This window comes from Streptomyces sp. WG5 (genome assembly GCF_049974565.1).
Lineage (GTDB): Bacteria > Actinomycetota > Actinomycetes > Streptomycetales > Streptomycetaceae > Streptomyces.
The window spans coordinates 75,604-92,736 of the sequence record NZ_JBNGGC010000005.1 but is presented as its reverse complement, the minus strand read 5'-3'; the positions used below and the strand labels follow the sequence as shown (position 1 = coordinate 92,736).

Sequence of the window (17,133 nt, the reverse complement as noted above, 5' to 3'; positions counted from 1 at the left end):
TGGTGCGGGCGGTCCGGTGGGCGGTTCGGCCGGTGTGCGGTTCGGCGGGGGGCGTTCGGCGGGGGTCGTTCGGCGGGCGGTCCGGTGCGGCGGGTGGTTCAGCCGACGGGCGAGTGCAGCAGGGCGGTGGGCTCGGCGAAGCAACGGGGGTCGTCCCACAGCAGCTGGACGTCCCGCGCCCAGTGCCCGTCCGGGTCGTCGGCCGCGTCCGCCGTCTCGCGCAGCTCCATGACCAGGCGCGGGAGGTCGGAGGGCGGCACACCGGCCACGGACACGGCGAGTTCGTCGAGGAAGGCCGTGCCGGAGCAGGGGCCGTCGTGTCCGTCGCCTGGGCAGCCCGCGCGCGGCCACAGCAGCACGGGGACGGGCACGTTGACGCAGACCTCGAAGTACTCCCGTGCCGCCGCGGGCGCGGCGGCGAAACCGGCCAGCTCCGCGTCGTCCCGCAGCCGCTTGCGCAGGCCGGCCGGCCGCTCCCGGGTGCCGCAGTCGACGCGGTGCAGTGTGCCGCCCGTGCTGACCGCGAGCTTGCGCCACTTCTTGCGCAGCTGGTGGCGGAGCCGTCCGCTGCGGTGGCGGTGACGGTCGGTCACCACCAGCGGGTACGCACAGCCGAGCGGTGTGGGGTCGTCCTCGCTGCAGGCCCAGTGCGCCACCGGCGCGTTCAGCCACTCGCGCGGCAGGACGAACGTGAGCAGTTCCTCGGCGCCGGGATCGAGCTGGGTGAACGCCTCGTCGATGTGCTCCTGCACGAACGACCGCACCGCGCTCCGGGCCAGCCGGCGGGTGCCCACCGGGCGGCGCTGCCCGTCCCGGTACGCGGACACCTCGACGGTGACCTGGTCGGCGCCGGCTCCGCTGTGGTCGATCTCCACGACGATGGGCGACCACGTCGCCGGGCGCGGCGGCGGGGTGTGCGCCCGGTGGGCCAGCCGTTCCTCCAGCCGGTCGGCGAAGCGGGCCACGGCACCCGGTTCCGGCACCTCCCACTGCACGTAGGCGGCGGCTTCCCCCAGGGAGGCGAAACCCCCGTCCGGGGGCGGCGGGTCGAAGGCGTCCGCCGCGGAGACGTACAGCCGGTTGGGATCGCAGTCGAGGCCGGTGGCCTCGGCCCGGCGCACCAGCGCGTACAGCCGCCTGCGCGCGTCCGCCCGGTGGCCGGGCGTGGGCACGAGTTCGCCGAGCTCCGGCCAGTAGCGCGCCATGACCTCGACCGGCAGCATCCGGCCGACGCGCACGTCCTTGGCGCCCGCGACCGCGGAGACCATACCGACGACCGTGCCGTCGGCGAGTGTCGCCGCCGCCCCGCTGAATCCGCCCGCCAGTGGCTGCCCGTGCCCGGTGAGGGCCTCCAGCTGGACCCATTCGTCCGAGATGAGGGGGCCGGGCAGGGCGCGGTAGGAGGCGAGCATGCCCTCGTCGTACCCCTTGGGGAAGCCGTAGGCGACCAGCTCGGGGGCGGGCCCGGTCCGTTCCGCGCCGGGCCGGGCGAACGCGGCCGGGGTGAGCGGGACTTCGCGGTCCAGTTCCAGTACGGCGAGGTCGCCGGGGTCGGCGGCGCCGCCCCGCCAGCCGCCGTGCACGGCGACGGTGGCGGACAGCGCGCCCAGTTCCCGGCGGCCGGGGAAGGTCACGGTGACCGGCGCGCTCTCGCTCCACCGCACCACATGGGCGCAGGTGAGCAGCCGGCGGGCGGTGACGAGGAATCCGGCGCCGACCTCCTTGCCGCACTCGACGCGGGCGTGCCACACGGCGCCGCTCATGACCGGCCGGTGGCTTCCGGGTCCAGGGGGGTCGCGGGGCCTTCGGGCCCCGGCTCCGGGGACCAGTTCAGTCTCACGACCAGATGGCCTTCCGCCGACCCCTTCGCGATGACCGCGCCGGCCTCCGCGCTCAGCTTGACCCCGAACTCCAGTTCCACCGAGTCGGGTCGGAGCGAGCCGTCCCGGAAGACCCGCAGCGCGGACTCGGCCGCCGCCCGCACGCCCTCCAGCGAGCCCTCGAAGGTGCGGGCCGCCTGGGCCGGTCCGTCGCCGCGCGAGACCAGCCGCGCCCCGTCCTCGTCCTCGACGCCCTCGACGACCACGCGCACGCCGTCCTCGGTCTTGAACTCGACCAACCCGTCCATGCCGTCGCTCACTCCCCGTGCGCCGTACGTGCCTGTGCGAAACACCATTGTGACGGACGGTACTTGGCCGTGTCCCGTGTTGCACCGCCGGTCCCTGGCGCCTCTGGCGGAAACCCGCCAGGGCGTCAATCCGCCACCTCTCGTCAACTCCCGTGTCCCTCAAGCCCCCTGAGACTGCTCGCAGCACTCGTCGCGGAACTGTACGACGATACGAAGGAAGGCGTGGATGAACAGAGGACCAGTCAGACGCGGAGCGACCCTCCTGTCGGCGGGGCTCGTGATCGCTCTGCTGCCGGCCGGGACGGCGGCGGCGCAGGATCCGCCCCCGGACACGGCGCGCACCCCGGCCACCACGGCCCGGACGGCCGCGTCCGCCGCCCGCACCGTCACCCTCGTCACCGGCGACCGGGTGACCGTCGCCGACCTCGGCGGCGGTCGGCAGACCGTGACGGTCGAGCGGCCCGAGGGCGCCACCGGCGCCGTGCACACCCGCCGGTCCGGCGGCCGGACCACCGTCGTACCGGACGAGGCGCTTCCGTACCTGCGGGACGGCAGCCTCGACGAACGGCTCTTCGACGTCGGAGAGTTGCTGGACCAGGGACTCGCCGACTCCGAGACCGGCGAACTTCCGCTGATCGTGACCTACGGCAAGGGCGCACGGGCCGCCACCCCGAGGGGCACCGAGCGGACCCGCGCGCTGCCCAGCGTGCGCGGCGCCGCCGTCGAGGCCGACAAGGGGCGTGGTTTCTGGCGGGAATTCACCCGTCGCGGCGCCGGCATCGACGGCGTGTGGCTCGACGGACGGGTCACCGCGGCGATGGCCGAGTCCAACGCGCAGATCGGCACGCCCGAGGCCTGGCAGGCCGGGCTGACCGGCAAGGGCGTCACCGTGGCCGTGCTGGACAGCGGCGTCGACGCCGGCCACCCCGACCTCGCCGGACGGGTCGCCGAGAGCCGCAGCTTCATCGCGGGGGAGGAGGTCGCCGACCGGCACGGCCACGGCACGCACGTCGCCTCCACCGTCGGCGGCAGCGGCGCGGCCTCCGACGGCAAGGAGAAGGGCGTCGCGCCCGGCGCCACCCTGGCCGTCGGCAAGGTCCTCTCCGACGAGGGCTTCGGCAGCGAGTCCGAGATCATCGCCGGCATGGAGTGGGCCGCCCGGGACGTGGACGCCGACATCGTCTCCATGAGCCTCGGCTCCACCGAGCCCAGCGACGGCACCGACCCCATGGCGCAGGCCGTGAACACCCTGTCCGCCGAGACCGGGGCCCTGTTCGTCATCGCGGCGGGCAACACCGGCGCCCCGTCCTCCATCGGCTCGCCCGCCGCCGCCGACGCCGCCCTGACCGTGGGCGCCGTCGACTCCGCCGACCAGGCGGCCTGGTTCACCAGTGCCGGGCCCCGGTACGGGGACAACGCCCTCAAGCCCGACCTGTCCGCCCCGGGCGTCGGCATCCTCGCCGCCCGCTCCCGGCTCGCCGAGGGCAGCGGCGACTACACGTCCATGGACGGTACGTCGATGGCGACGCCGCACGTCTCCGGCGTGGCCGCCCTGCTCGCCGAGGAGCACCCCGACTGGACCGGCGCGCAGCTCAAGGACGCGCTGATGTCCACCTCGAAGGACCTCGACGCCTCCGCCTACCGGCTGGGCGCGGGCCGGGTCAGCGTGCCGGACGCGATCGGCGCCGAGGTCACCGCCACCGGCAGCGCCGACCTCGGCTTCCACTCGTGGCCCTACGAGGCCAACGAGCCGGTCACCCGTACCGTGACCTACACCAACACCTCCGACGCCCCGGTCGAGTTGGAGCTGACCGTGCAGGGAGCGCCCGAGGGCGTCGCCACCCTCGCGGACACGGCCCTCACCGTGCCCGCGCACGGCACCGCCTCCACCACGGTCACCGGGGACGGCGCCAAGGCCCCGGTCGGGGCGACGAGCGGCCGGATCGTGGCGAGCGGCGCGGACGGCACACCCGTCGCGCACACCGCCATCGGGCTGGTCAAGGAGGAGGAGCGGTACACGCTCACCGTCCACGTCAAGGACCGGGCGGGCGCCGCCACCCCGGCCGACCTGACCGTCCAGCGCCTCGCCGAGGGCGTCGACCCCGTCCCCGCGCACGTCGGTGACTCCGGCACCCTGAAGCTGCGCCTCGTGCCCGGGACGTACAGCCTGACCTCCTTCCTCGACGTGCGCGGCAGCCACGGCGCCGACTCGCTCGGGCTGGGCTTCCTCGCGGCGCCCGAGGTCGTCGTCGACCGGGACCGCGAGATCACCCTCGACGGACGCGAGCTGCGCGAGGTCAGCGCCGACGTCGACCAGCGCACCGAGACCCGGCAACTGCTCATGGAGTACGACCGCGGCGCGCACGGCTCCGACGTGTTCGGCGCGGTCCAGGTGCCCCTGACGTACGACAGCGTCTTCGCCGCGCCCACCGGGAAGAAGGTCACCGAGGGCGACTTCGAGTACCGGACGGTGTGGCGGCTGGGCAAGCCGCTGCTGGAGGTCCGGGGGATCGGCGAGGCCGCCGTCCAGTCGGGCGGCACCCTGATCGAGGGCCGCACCCGGCTGCCGCTGACCGACGTCGGGGACGGGCCCTTCCCCGAGGGCGTGCGGGGCGAGGCGGTCCTCGCCGAGCTGACCGGGGACACCGAACCGACGGCCCTGGCGCGGGCCGCGCAGGACGCGGGCGTGAAGGCGCTGTTCGTCACCGACGACGCGCCCGGGCGGCTGATGTCCTGGTGGGGCACGGACGACAACGCCGACCGGCCGCTGCAGATCGCCACGGTGAGCGCGGCCGACGCGAAGCGGCTGCGGGACGCCGGGCGCGTCGACATGACCGGGACGCGCAACACGCCGTACACCTATGACCTGTCCGAGGGCCATCGCGGCGCCGTGCCCGACCGGGACCTCACCTACGAGCCGGGCCGCCGCGAGCTGGCCACGCTGCGGGCCGGGTACCACGCGGCCGAGCCGGCGGGCGGCGGCGAGTTCCGCTACTCCCTCACCGACACCTTCCCGGTCGGTCTCGGCTTCAAGGAGCGGATCGACTTCCCGGCCGAGCGCACCGAGTACGTGTCGACCGGGCCCGGCCAGCTGTGGCACGAGTCCGTGACGACCGCCGACGGCGCGCTGGAGCAGCGGTCGGGGACGGTCCGGTACGAGGGGGGCTCGCGCACCGACCTGAACTGGTTCAAGCCGGTGTGGCACCCCTACCTCGGCACCGGGCTGGGCTGGGGCCAGCAGCGGATCGGCGACCGGCTCCAGTTCAACGCGCCCGGCTGGGGCGACTCCGGCCCCGACCACACCGGCTTCGGCGACGTGTGGAGCGAGGGCAGCGGGATGACGCAGACGACCTCCGTGTACCTGGACGGGGAGCTGGTGGACCAGGGGCCGAGTTCCGCCGCGTACGTGTCGGACGCGCCGGCCGACGAGCGCACGTACACGCTCGTCACCGAGACGGCGCTCGACGCCGGGCGCTGGTCGCCGGCGACCGAGGGCCGCGCGGAGTGGACCTTCCGCTCGGCCGCCACGCCGGAGGACCGCTGGACCCACCTGCCGCTGATCAACCTCTCCTTCGACGTGGACACCGACCTCGCGGGGAAGGTGCGCGGCGGGAAGAAGCTGCGGGTCGGGATCGGCGCCGAGTACGTGGCCGGTGCCGCGGGCACCGGGGCGATCGGCGGCGGGAAGCTGGAGGTGTCGTACGACGACGGGAAGACCTGGCAGCAGGTCCGGCTGCGCGGCGGTGACGGGGAGGCGTCCTGGCACGGGACGCTGAGCGTGCCCCGCGACGCCGGGCACGTCTCGCTGCGGGCCTTCGCACGCGACGACCGGGGCGGCTCGGTCACGCAGGAGATCGTGCGGGCCGTGACCGTGCGCTGACACGCGGACGGCGCCGCCTCCCTGGGACGGGGAGGCGGCGCCGCCTGGTTTCCCGGACCGTCAGACCAGCCAGCCGATGAGGTGGACGAGGCCGGCGAGGACGTCGGTGAGAAGGTTCATGATCGTGCAGCTCCTTGCGCTGTGCTGTGTGGGACCTACTCCTGCTTGGGACAAGTGCGTCAACCACGGTCTGCAGCCCGTTGCCTGCGCACCGTAAGTATCGTTGGTCCGGGCAGTCACATACGCTCGTCAGAGCGACGATCACCTGTTCCAGGGAACACCTGATCGCCTGTTCGGATCACGCCGAGCTCCGCCAAGTCCTGGGGGCGCAGCCGCAGTTGACCGGCCGTCGCCTCCACCTCCTCCGGCGGACGCTTCAGGATCGCCGCCGCGTGCTCCGGCGCGATGACCGAGAAGTAGCTGTCCGGGGTGGCCCAGGTGCTGCCCGGCGCGGCCAGCGCCAGCGCCCCGCCCGAACCGCCCTCGCCGATCACCAGCGTGGTGACCGGCGTGCGCGCCGACGCCACCGCCGCGAACAGGCCGGCGATCGCAGCCCCCGCGCCCTGCCGCTCCGCCTCCGCGTCGTTCGCCGCACCCGGCGTGTCCACCAGGGTCAGCACCGGAACGCCGAGCCGGTCCGCGAGGCGGATCAGCCGGGCGGCGGTGCGGTACCCGGCCGGCCTGGTCGCCGTCCCCGTCTGGGCGGCGTACGCCACCGTCCGCCCCGCGTGCTCGCCGAAGCCGCAGAGCATGCCGTCCGGGTCGGTGCCGCCGCAGCGGTCGCCGGACAGGGCGACGCGGTGGGTGAAGTAGGCGTCCAGGTACGCCCGGGCGCGCGGCCGTTCGGGAGAGCGGGCCCGCCGGACCGCGTCCCACCCGCTGACCGGCAGCTCCCGCGAGCCCAGCGGCTCGGGCACCGGCGCCGGTTCGCCGGACGGCGCCGTCAGCAGCCGCAGCCACCGCCCCAGCGTCGCGCGCAGCTCACCGGCGGGCACCACGGCGTCCGCGCTGCCCGCCGCCACCTGCGCCTCGGCCGTGTACGCCGACGGGTCGGCGTCCGGCGGCCGGACCCGGGACCCGGCGAAGCCGACCTGGGCGCCGGGCAGCGCGAGGACCACGTCGGCGCCCGCGCCCAGGGTCGCCCAGCCGCCACCGGTGGCCGGGTCGCGCAGGACGGCGATCTGCGGCAGCCCGGCCTCCCGGGTGAGCGCCGACTGCCGCGCCACCCGCTGGAGCTGGGTCAGCGCGAGCATCCCCTCCTGCATCCGGCTGCCGCCGGTGGCGACCAGCGGTACCACCGGCAGCCGGTGTTCACGGGCGTACGTGTACGCCGCCTCCAGCCGGTCACCGGTACCCCGGCCCAGCGAGCCGCCGAGGAAACCGAACTCGAAGGCGAGGAGCACGGCCCGCACGCCCTGGACGTGCCCGGTCCCGCAGACGACGGACTCCTCCTCGCCGGTGCGCTCGGCGGCACGGGCGCGGGCGGCGTCGTAGCCGTGCCAGCCGAGGGGGCCGTCGGGCCGCGGCGGTCCCCCTGCCGGGCGGGGGAGCCCGGCGAAGTCGTCGGTGAGGAGGCCGAGGAACTCCCGCGCGGACAGCCGTTCAGTCATGAGCCAGCGCCCGCTTCATGATCTTCCCCATGTCGTTGCGGGGGAGCGAGTCGAGGTGCCGCACGACACGGGGCCGCTTGTGCGGGGCCAGCCGGCCCGCGACATGGCCGGCCAGTTCGTCGAGGGCCGGCGGCGCCTGGGGGTCGGCCGGCACGATCCACGCCACGATCCGCTCGCCCAGGTCCGGGTCGGGCTCCCCGGTGACGGCCGCCTCGCGCACCCCCGGGTGTTCGAGGAGCGCGTTCTCGATCTCACCGGCCCCGATCTTGTACCCGCCGCTCTTGATCAGGTCGGTGGCCTTGCGGCCGACGATGCGGACGTAGCCGTCGGGGTCGCGCACCGCCATGTCGCCGGTGCGGAAGAAACCGTCCTCGGTGAAGGCGGCGGCGGTGGCGTCCGGGCGGTTGAGGTACTCGGTGAACAGGTTCGCGCCGCGCACCTGGATCTCGCCGACGCTCTCCCCGTCCCACGCCGTGATCGGTGTGCCGTCGTCCTCCACGAGCCGCAGCTCCACCCCGGGCAGCGGCACCCCCACGGTCCCGGCGCGCGGCTCGCCGTCCGCCCGCACGCTGGTGTTCATGAGGGTCTCCGTCATGCCGTACCGCTCGATCACCCGCCGGCCGGTCGCGGCGGCGATCCGCTCGTGGTCGTGCACCGGCAGCGCGGCCGACCCGGACACCAGCAGCCGGGCTCCGGCCAGCGCCTTCACCAGCTCCGGGTCGCCGGGGAGGGCCTCGGCGATCCGGTGGTACATCGTCGGCACCCCGAACAGCATCGTCGCGCCGTCGTTCAGCTCCCGCGCCGCGCCCTCGGTGGAGAACCTGCCCAGGTGCCGCACGGACCCGCCGCGCCGCAGCGGTCCCAGGACACCGAGCACGAGGCCGTGCACGTGGAACAGCGGCAGCCCCTGCACCAGCACGTCGTCGGCGGTCCACTGCCACGCGTCGGCGAGCGCGTCCAGAGTCGTCGCCAGCGCGCGCCGGGGGATGACGGCGCCCTTGGGCGGGCCGGTGGTGCCGGACGTGTAGACGACGAGGGCGGGGGCGCCGTCGTCGGCGTGGTCGTCCTCGGGGACGGGTCCGGTGGCGTGCACGTCGACGTCGACGCGCTCCAGGGCGCCCAGGGCGGGCGGGAGTTCGCACCCCGGGGGTGCCAGGACGAGCGACGGCTCGCTGTCGGAGAGGATGTGCGCGAGCTCCTTGTCGCCGGACTTCGGGTTGAGCGGCACGGCGGGCACCCCCGCCAGCAGCGCCGCCACCACGGCGACGGCCGTCTCCATCGCCGGGGTCGCCCAGACGGCGACGCGTCCGGCCCCCCGGATCCGGCCGGCCGTGCCGCCCGCCGCGGCGGCCAGTCGGGCGTACGTCAGGGAGCGCTCGCCGAACCGCAGGGCGGGCCGGTCGGCCGCAGCGGCGGGTACGCCGGTCGCGGCCGGGAGGAGGGCCGGGAAGAGAGAGGACACGCTTCGTACTCCTTGGTCGTTGCTCGCGAACACCGGTCGTCCGATCTCCGGGAATTCTGACGTGGGCCTACCCGAGGCCGGGTACGACCAGCACCAGCCAGGCCAGCGCGGGCACGGCCGCCACCACGATCCCTCCGTACACCATCAGCTGCCTGAAGAACCGTTCGCGGTCGACGTCCGGTGCCGCGGCCAGCACCAGCGCGCCGTTCGTCGAGAACGGGCTGACGTCCACGACCGTCGCCGAGACCGCGAGCGCCGCCACCATGCCGACCGCCCCGATCTCGCCCTGCGCGAGGAACGGCACCGCCAGCGGGATCAGCGCCCCCATGATCCCGACGGAGGAGGCGAAGGCCGACACGATCGCGCCGATGTAGCAGAGCAGCACCGCGGCCAGCAGCGGGACGCCGATGCCGCCGACGCCCTCGCCGGCCCAGGTGATGGTGCCGATCTCCTCCAGTACGCCGACGTACGTGAGGACACCGCAGATCAGCAGGACCGTGGACCAGGCGATCTCACCGACCGCGCGGCGGCTGTCGTCCGGCCAGGCGGTGCTCAGCACGACGGCCAGGCTGACCGCGGTCAGACCCGCGTCCAGGTCGAAGCCGAGGACGGCCACGACGAGGGCGACCAGAGCGGTGAGGGTGGCGATCCGGGCGGGGGTGAGGCGCGGGCCGCCGCCGGTGCCGTCCGTGTCCTGGCCGGGGCGGACGGCCACGGCGGTGGGGGCGGCCACGGCGGTGGGGGCGGCGCCTCCGGCCCCGGTGCCGGCCGCAGTGCCTCCGGTCCGGGCCGCAGTGTCCCCGGCCCCGGCCCCGGTCCCGGTGCCGGTGCCGGTGGGCTCCGCACCCTTGCCCACCGCGCCGCCGTCCTCCGGCGCCACCGACCCCCGCGCCCACAGCTTCCGCCCGCCGAACAGCACGAACAGCACGCCCGCGATGAGGAGGTTGGCGATCAGCGAGGCGAGGAAGAGGGTCACCTCGCTGCCCGGCAGCCCCTCGCGCTCGACGATGCCGTTGACGATCGAGCCGTAGATGCTGATCGGCGAGAACCCGCCGGCCTGCGCGCCGTGCACCACCATCGTGCCCATCAGCAGCGGGCTGATCGCGTACCGGGTGGCGAAGCTCAGCGCGATCGGCGCGACGATCGCGACGGCGGCCGGGCTGACCGCGCCGATCGCCGTGAGCGCGCCGGTGAGCGCGAACATCACCCACGGGATCAGCGCCACCCGCCCCCGCACCAGCCGGACCGCCGCGTGCACCAGCCAGTCGGTGGTGCCGTTGGCCCGGGCGATCGCGAACAGATAGGTGACGCCGACGAGGACGACGAACAGGTCCCCGGGGAAGCCGGCGAAGATGCCGTCCGCGTCGAGGTCCGCGACGAGCGTGCCCACGCCGAAGGCGGCGGCGAAGGCGAGCGCGCCCATGTTGACGGAACGGGTGGTCGCGATGACGAACACCACGACGAGGACGAGGATCGAGATGAGTTCGGGGGACATGCGGGGGCTCCCGACGGGTGACCTGACTGGCTGAGTGGCTGAGCCACTTGGACGGTGCGGTTGGTCGGTCAGCGTGGGCCCGGCCCGGTCCGGCGTCAAGGGGTCGCGCAGGAATTGGCTCAGCCACTCGGCCACGCGCCGCCCGGTGCTACGCTCCGGGCGAGAGGGGGATCTCTTGAGCGACGCCCTGCGCCCCATGACCAGGCAGCGCCTGTACGAACAGGTGCTGGAGCGGCTGCGCCAGTACGTCACCGACGGCGGCCTGCGGGCCGGCGACCGGCTTCCGCCCGAACGGGACCTCGCCCAGCGCCTCGGCGTCAGCCGGGCCTCGGTGAAGCAGGCGATCGTGGTCCTGGAGGTCCAGGGCCTGGTGGAGGCGCGGCACGGCGGCGGGACGTACCTGGTGCGGGACAGCCTCGACGTCGAGCCCGTCGAGGAGATGGTCGAACGCCGGCGGCGGCTCCCGGACGTCCTGGAGGCCCGCGAGGCGCTGGAGACCAAGCTCGCCGAACTGGCCGCCGAGCGCCGCACGGAGGACGACCTGGCCGCGATGCGGTCCGCGCTGGCCGTCATGGCCGAGGAGGTCGAACGGGGCGGACACGGCGTCGAGGGCGACCGCCTGTTCCACGCGGCGGTGACGGCGGCGGCGCACAGCAGCCTGCTCGCGGAGTTCATGCGCTCCATCGCCCACCAGATCGCCGAGAGCCGCACCGAGTCCCTGCGCCAGCCCGGCCGGCCCGGCCGGTCCCTGGCCCAGCACCGGGCCATCCTGGACGCGGTCGCCGACCGCCGGCCCCGGCAGGCCGCCGCCGCGATGCGCCGCCACGTCCGCACCGTCGCCGAGGTCCGCCTGCTGGACTGGGACCCGGGAGAGGAGCGATAGAGCCGTGCCCCGCATAGCACTCGTCACCTGCCGGCCCGGCCCGCAGGTCAGCGTCGACCGCGATCTGCCGGTGCTCGTGCGGGCGCTGGAGGAGGCGGGGGCGCGGGCGTCCGCCGAGGTGTGGGACGACGACGGCGTCGACTGGGCGTCCTTCGACCTCGCCGTGCTCCGTTCCACCTGGGACTACAGCTGGCGGGCGGGGGAGTTCACGGCGTGGGCCGAGAAGTGCGGGGCGGCCACGCGGCTGGCGAACCCGGCCGGTGTCGTGCGCTGGAACACCGACAAGCGCTACCTCGGCGACCTCGCGGCGGCCGGCGTGCCCACCGTCCCCACCCGCTACACGGCTCCCGGTGAGCGACCCGAGCTCCCCCGCGACCACGAGTACGTCGTCAAGCCCACCTCCGGCGCGGGGGCCCGCTTCGCCGCCCGCTACACGCCCGACGAGCACGCCACCGCCCTACGGCAGGTGGAGCGGATGCACGCCGAGGGGCTCACGGCGATGGTGCAGCCGTACGTGCGGGGTATCGACACCGCCGGTGAACGCGCGCTGCAGTTCTTCGGCGGGCGCCCGCTGCACGCCAGCCGCAAGGGCGCCGTCCTCACTCCCGGGACGCCGTACGACGAGCGCAAGGTCGCGCACCCCGGCCTGGAGCCCTGGACCCCGACGCCGGCCGAACTCGCCGTCGCCGAGCGCGCGCTGGCCGCCGTACCGGACGGCCCCGAGTTGCTGTACGCCCGCGTCGACCTGGTGGACGGGGAGGACGGGCGGCCCCGGGTGATGGAGCTGGAACTGGTCGAGCCGAACCTGTTCCTGTGGCTGCACGAGCGGTCGCTGCCCCGGGTGGTGGAGGCGGTGCTCGAAGCGGCCCGCTGACGGCTGCCGACCGCCGTCCGCCGACCGCCGGAGCAGCCGCCCGGTCGAATCCTCTCCTCCCGGAAGGGGGAGGGGGATTCCCGGAAGGGGAGAGGCGGATTCCCGGCTCAGGCCGCCTCCCGGAGCAGCGCTCCAGGAGGTCGTGCGCCGTCGGCTCCGGCCGGGTCGAGACCGGCCCGGGCGAGCATGACGCGTGCGGAGTCCTCGTCCCCGGGGGACGCGGCTGTGCGGGCGGTGCAGGCGCAGGTGCCGGCGCGCGGCGGGCCGCTCCCCGGTGGGCGTGGGGACCATCGCCCCAAGTGGACCATGGACGAGGTGTACGCCCATTGCCCCGGGAAACGCGATGTGAGTAGCCTGTGTTCGCGATTCCGATCGCCTGTTGAAATCTCGAACATCGAGGTTGTCGCCGCAGGCGCCTGAGACACCTAGGGAGGGGGCCGGACATGGGACGTCTCGTACCAGCCGTGACCCGGGCTCTCGACATACTGGAGCTCTTCCTCGAGGGGGACGGCACGCTCTCCGCCCCCGACATCGTGCGCCGGCTCCAGTTGCCGCGCACCACCGTGCACGAGCTGGTCACCACGCTCGCCGCCCGGAAGTACATCGTGCCCGTGGCCGGGCAGCCAGGACGGTACCGGCTCGGTGTGCGCCCGTACCAGCTCGGCGCCCGTTACGCCGAGCACCTGGACCTCGCCGCCGAGGGGCAGCAGGTCGCCCGGACCGTCGCGGAGACCTGCGACGAGACCGTGCACGTGGCGATCCTGGAGGACACCGACGTCATCTACATCGCCAAGGTCGACTCCACGCACGCGGTGCGCATGGTGTCGGCGGCCGGGCGCAGGCTGCCCGCCCACTGCACGTCCGTCGGCAAGATGCTGCTGGCCTCCCTCCCCGAACCGGAGGTCGCCGCCCGCTTCCCCGACGGCGCCGAACTGACCGCGATGACCCCGAACAGCATCACCGACCCGGCCGCCCTGCGCGAGGCCCTGGCGAAGATCCGCGAGCGGGGCGTCGCGGTGGAGAACCGCGAGTCCAACCCGGACGTCTCCTGCGTGGCCACCCCGGTCCGCGACCGCACCGGCCGGGTGGTCGCCGCGCTGTCGATCTCCGTGCCCATGATCCGCTGGAGCGAGGAGCGCCTCGCCGAGCTGGAGCAGCTCGCCGTCAAGGGCGCCGCCGACCTCTCCGAGCGGCTCGGCCACCGGAGCGCGGCATGACGGGGCGCGGCACCGCCACGCCCGGCACGGCGTACGACGTGGCCGTCCGGGCGGAGGCGTCCCTCGGCGAGGGGCCCACCTGGGACCCCGCGACGGGCCGCCTCCTGTGGATCGACATCCTGAACTCCCGCGTCCACACCTACGACCCGGCGACCGGCCGGCGCACGGTCCGCCGCACCGACCAGCACGTGGGCGCCGTCAAGCCCCGCGCGGGCGGCGGCCTCGTCCTCAACCTGCGGGACGGGATCGGTCTCCTCGACCCCGACGACACCTTCCGCTGGCTGCACCGGGAGGCCGTCCCCGGCCGCCGCGGCAACGACGCCGCCGTCGCCCCCGACGGCACGCTGTGGGCCGGCACCATGCGCTACGACGAGGCCACCGGCGGCGGCACGCTGTCCCGGGTCGCCGGGGACGGCACGGTGACACCGGTGCTGGACGACGTGACGGTGAGCAACGGCACCGGCTGGAGCCCCGACGGCCGGCTGATGTACTACGTCGACACGCCGACCCGCCGCATCGACGTCTTCGACGTCCCCGCCGACGGCCTCGCGGACGGCCGGATCACGGGCCGCCGCACCCTGGCCGTCATCGAGGACGGCGCCGGTTTCCCCGACGGCCTGTGTGTCGACGCCGAGGGCTGCGTGTGGGTCGCCCTCTGGGACGGCGGGGCGGTCCGCCGCTACACCCCCTCCGGTGACCTGGACCGGGTGATCCCGCTCCCGGCCCCCCGGGTCACGGCGTGCGCGTTCGGCGGCCCCGGCCTGACCGACCTGTACATCACCACGGCCCGGGTGGGGCTGACGGCCCCGCACCCGCTGGCCGGCTCGGTCCTGGTGGTGCCGGGCGCGGGCCAGGGGGTGGCCCCGCCGGCGTTCGCGGGCTGAGGACGGCGCCGGGCCCGGCCCGGCGGGAGGGCCCGGCCGGTCGCCCGGCCGGTCGCCCCGAGGCCGGCCGGCCGTTCAGAGCCCCGTGCGGTCCAGCCCTCGGAGCACCGCCCGCTCACTCGGCGTCAGCGGTGGCTCCGTCAGCGGGGGGAGCGGGGATCCCGCGAGGGCGGCCAGAACCGCGTCGGGGTGGAACATGCGGGTCGGGGGTGTGCGCATGCTGGTGACGTCCCAGATGGCCGAGGCCGCCGCGTACGAGCCCGTGGCCGCCTTCGTCATGCGCCGCGTGTACGCGGTGACGACACGGTCGGCGACGTTCGGCCGCCCGCCGCGCACCCCCGGGTAGAGGACGTCCTGGCCGACGGCCATGGACCACGCCGCGTCCACCGAGCGCGCCGCCCCCCGCAGCACCCGCCGGGCCGTCCCGGGCGCGTCGATACCGCCGGCCCGGGCCAGTTCCCGGCCGAGGACCTGCGCGCCGAACGCGGCCACCGACATGCCCTGCCCGTACGCCGGGTTGAACGTGCCCAACGCGTCCCCCAGGACGACGAAACCGTCGGGCCACCGGGCGGACTTCTCCAGGTACCGGCGCACATTGCTGGTGGACCGGCTCAGATGCACGTCGGTGAGCGGTTCGGCACCGGAGATCAGCCGCCCCACGACGGGGTCCGGCAGTTCGAGCGTGTACCGCAGGAAACCCTCCGGATCCGCGGGCGGTTCACCGCCCCGCGTGCCGCCGCAGCTCACCATCCACCGGTCGTCCTCGATCGGCAGGACCATCGCGCTCCGCCCCGGCCGGGACACGTAGGGGTCGGCCTGCACGATCGTCAGCGGGAACCGCTCCGCGCCCTGAGGAACCCGGTAGATACGCGTCGCGTTGACCAGACCGGAGTCCACGGTGTGCTCCCGGACACCGGCGAGACCGAGCCCGTCGAGCCAGGTGACGACCCGGGTGCCGCGACCGCTCGCGTCGACGACGAAGTCCGCGTCGAGGTCCGTGACCCCGTCGGCGGCCGAGACCCGTACCCCTCGCACCCGGCCGGCGCAGCCCGTCAGCCCCACCACCGCCGCCCTGCGCACCTCGACCGGGCGCTGCTCCAGCACCGCGGCCCGTACCGTCCAGTCCAGCAGCGCCCGGCTGCACGTGAGCATGACGGGCCCCTCGCGCCGCCACCGCCGCAGCCAGCCCTCGGGTGTGCGGGCCAGCATGCCGGAGCTGAGGGATATCTCGTGGGCTCCGGCGGCGAGCAGCCGCTTGCGCAGGCTCACGCCCGGCACCAGTTCCTCCATGGCGGCCAGCCCGCCGGCCATGAGCAGATGCGCGTGCCGCCCCTGCGGCAGCCCCCGGCGGTGCTCCGGTCCCTCGGGCAGTTCGTCGCGGTCCAGCACGATCACCTCGTCCACGCCCGCGGTGGACAGTACGGCGGCGGCCAGCGTCCCGGCCAGGCCGGCACCTATGACGACAGCTCTACGCGACATGGGGCTCCTCGGGTTCAGCCATGGGTCCGGTCGTGGAAGGCGTCACCGCGCCGTCCGGCGCGGCGGTTCTGGTAGGCGGGCGGACCAGCGCCTGCGCCAGTTCCACCAGCCCGCTGGGACCGGATACCTCGGTGGCGTGCAGACGGTACGTACCGCCCGTATCGGGTGGTTCCTCGCGGGCGGCGGCCCGGCGCGCGGCGTCGGCGAGCATGGCCGCCTCCGCCGCCAGCCGGGCCTCGTGGGCGGAGCGGCCCGCGTGCAGGGCGGTGTCCCGCACCCGCTCACGGACCCGGTGGTCGAAGTACGGCGCCAGCGCGAGCAGGGCGTCGTGGATGGACACCTCACGCCACTGGAGCCGGGCCTGGGGGAGCTGCCACCGGACGGTGGGAGGCTCGGGAGCGGTGGACACCGACTTCACCAGGTCCCACAGCGGTTCCAGCCGCCGGTAGTCGCCCAGCCCCCGCCAGTGGGCGAGCACGGGCGGCAGCAGCCTCGGCAGCACGAACCCGGCCGAACACAGCAGCGCGGCCAGCGAGGCCATCGGCGGAGCCACCGTCGTGGACAGGAAGTCGAGGTCGTTGCCCGACCAACGGGCCACGATCGCCAGGTACTTGGCCAGCTGGAAGCCCACCACGTCCAGCAGCGCCCCCAGCAGGATCAGCCGCAGCCCGGTCCGGAGCGGCCCACCCACCTCGCGGGCCCACTTGACGCACACGGCGCACATCACCACCATCGCCGCGGTGTGCCCGAGCAGGTACAGCAGGATCATCTCCCGCATGAACGGGGTGCCGGCGTAGTACGTGTCGAGGTCGGTCAGCCGCTCGGTGTCCGCGTCGGCGAGTGCGAACAGCACGACGATGGCGACCACCAGCAGGCCGTAGGCGGCCATGCTGCGCAGCACCATGCGCCGCACCCGCTCGCGGGATCCTCCCCGCCAGTTGATCAGCAGCACGAGCACGGCGCAGCTGTACGCGGAGAGCATGCCGTAGGTCAGCGGGGCCCCGAAGTTGGGTACGCCGGTGAGCTCGTTGACGGTGGCGAGGGTGGCCGGGGCGGCACAGACGAAGACCAGGGCGCCGAGGACGATCGCCGCGCAGGTGGACAGGGTGAGCGGGTTCCGCATGGCCGTGCGCGGGCGGCGGAACAGCAGGACGGAGGTCACCCCGAACACGAGGGCCGCGAGATACACGACGAGACTCATACCGGCAGACTCCTCCCGCC

The 17,133-nt window shown here is 74.8% G+C and carries 12 protein-coding genes and 1 pseudogene; 5 read left to right on the top strand and 8 right to left on the bottom strand.

Going from position 1 to position 17,133, the window contains the following annotated elements; translation table 11 throughout:
• Positions 1–98 precede the first annotated feature (98 nt).
• Both ACP4IX_RS06930 and ACP4IX_RS06925 read right to left on the bottom strand, forming a co-directional pair.
• Positions 99–1,763 carry a trypsin-like peptidase domain-containing protein gene (locus ACP4IX_RS06930; RefSeq protein ID WP_426554995.1) on the bottom strand — a complete coding sequence of 555 codons (1,665 nt, stop codon included), beginning with the start codon at positions 1,761–1,763 and terminating at the stop codon, positions 99–101.
• Positions 1,760–2,128 (bottom strand): CU044_2847 family protein, encoded by a 369-nt coding sequence (locus tag ACP4IX_RS06925; protein WP_426555079.1) that lies wholly within the window; start codon positions 2,126–2,128, stop codon positions 1,760–1,762. Before ACP4IX_RS06925 ends, ACP4IX_RS06930 begins: the two co-directional genes overlap by 4 nt.
• A 226-nt stretch (positions 2,129–2,354) precedes the next feature.
• Here ACP4IX_RS06925 and ACP4IX_RS06920 point away from each other — a divergent pair, with 226 nt between their 5' ends.
• Entirely contained in the window at positions 2,355–6,008 is a 3,654-nt protein-coding gene (locus ACP4IX_RS06920) for a S8 family serine peptidase (RefSeq protein WP_426554994.1), read from the top strand.
• A 236-nt stretch (positions 6,009–6,244) separates the two neighbouring features.
• Here ACP4IX_RS06920 and ACP4IX_RS06915 read toward each other — a convergent pair whose 3' ends face one another.
• From ACP4IX_RS06915 to ACP4IX_RS06905, 3 genes are all read right to left on the bottom strand, one after another.
• Positions 6,245–7,618 carry a carboxyl transferase domain-containing protein gene (locus tag ACP4IX_RS06915; protein WP_426554993.1) on the bottom strand — a complete coding sequence of 458 codons (1,374 nt, stop codon included), beginning with the start codon at positions 7,616–7,618 and terminating at the stop codon, positions 6,245–6,247.
• Positions 7,611–9,080, bottom strand: a complete 1,470-nt coding sequence (locus ACP4IX_RS06910) for an acyl-CoA synthetase (protein ID WP_426554992.1) — start codon at positions 9,078–9,080, stop codon at positions 7,611–7,613. The genes ACP4IX_RS06915 and ACP4IX_RS06910 overlap by 8 nt, the downstream gene beginning before the upstream one ends.
• A gap of 67 nt (positions 9,081–9,147) precedes the next feature.
• Positions 9,148–10,575, bottom strand: a complete 1,428-nt coding sequence (locus tag ACP4IX_RS06905) for an SLC13 family permease (RefSeq protein WP_426554991.1) — start codon at positions 10,573–10,575, stop codon at positions 9,148–9,150.
• Positions 10,576–10,750: 175 nt separating this feature from the next.
• Here ACP4IX_RS06905 and ACP4IX_RS06900 point away from each other — a divergent pair, with 175 nt between their 5' ends.
• Both ACP4IX_RS06900 and ACP4IX_RS06895 read left to right on the top strand, forming a co-directional pair.
• The gene (locus ACP4IX_RS06900; RefSeq protein ID WP_426519615.1) at positions 10,751–11,458 is read left to right on the top strand and encodes a FadR/GntR family transcriptional regulator; all 708 of its coding nucleotides are present in this window, start codon (positions 10,751–10,753) and stop codon (positions 11,456–11,458) included.
• A gap of 4 nt (positions 11,459–11,462) precedes the next feature.
• Positions 11,463–12,332, top strand: a complete 870-nt coding sequence (locus ACP4IX_RS06895; RefSeq protein WP_426554990.1) for an ATP-grasp domain-containing protein — start codon at positions 11,463–11,465, stop codon at positions 12,330–12,332.
• A gap of 107 nt (positions 12,333–12,439) precedes the next feature.
• Here ACP4IX_RS06895 and ACP4IX_RS06890 read toward each other — a convergent pair.
• Positions 12,440–12,580: pseudogene (locus tag ACP4IX_RS06890) on the bottom strand (RNA-guided endonuclease TnpB family protein); the annotation flags it as partial.
• A 195-nt stretch (positions 12,581–12,775) separates the two neighbouring features.
• On the opposite strand from ACP4IX_RS06890, the gene ACP4IX_RS06885 reads away from it, so the two are divergent.
• Positions 12,776–13,549, top strand: coding sequence for an IclR family transcriptional regulator (locus ACP4IX_RS06885; protein WP_426519611.1), 774 nt, complete (start codon positions 12,776–12,778; stop codon positions 13,547–13,549).
• The gene (locus tag ACP4IX_RS06880; RefSeq protein ID WP_426519609.1) at positions 13,546–14,433 is read left to right on the top strand and encodes an SMP-30/gluconolactonase/LRE family protein; all 888 of its coding nucleotides are present in this window, start codon (positions 13,546–13,548) and stop codon (positions 14,431–14,433) included. Before ACP4IX_RS06885 ends, ACP4IX_RS06880 begins: the two co-directional genes overlap by 4 nt.
• Positions 14,434–14,508: 75 nt before the next feature.
• On the opposite strand, the gene ACP4IX_RS06875 is transcribed toward ACP4IX_RS06880, so the two are convergent.
• Positions 14,509–15,912 (bottom strand): NAD(P)/FAD-dependent oxidoreductase, encoded by a 1,404-nt coding sequence (locus ACP4IX_RS06875; RefSeq protein ID WP_426519607.1) that lies wholly within the window; start codon positions 15,910–15,912, stop codon positions 14,509–14,511.
• Positions 15,902–17,113: an MAB_1171c family putative transporter gene (locus ACP4IX_RS06870; protein WP_426519605.1), complete on the bottom strand. Its 1,212-nt coding sequence runs from the start codon at positions 17,111–17,113 to the stop codon at positions 15,902–15,904. The genes ACP4IX_RS06875 and ACP4IX_RS06870 overlap by 11 nt, the downstream gene beginning before the upstream one ends.
• Positions 17,114–17,133: the final 20 nt, after the last annotated feature.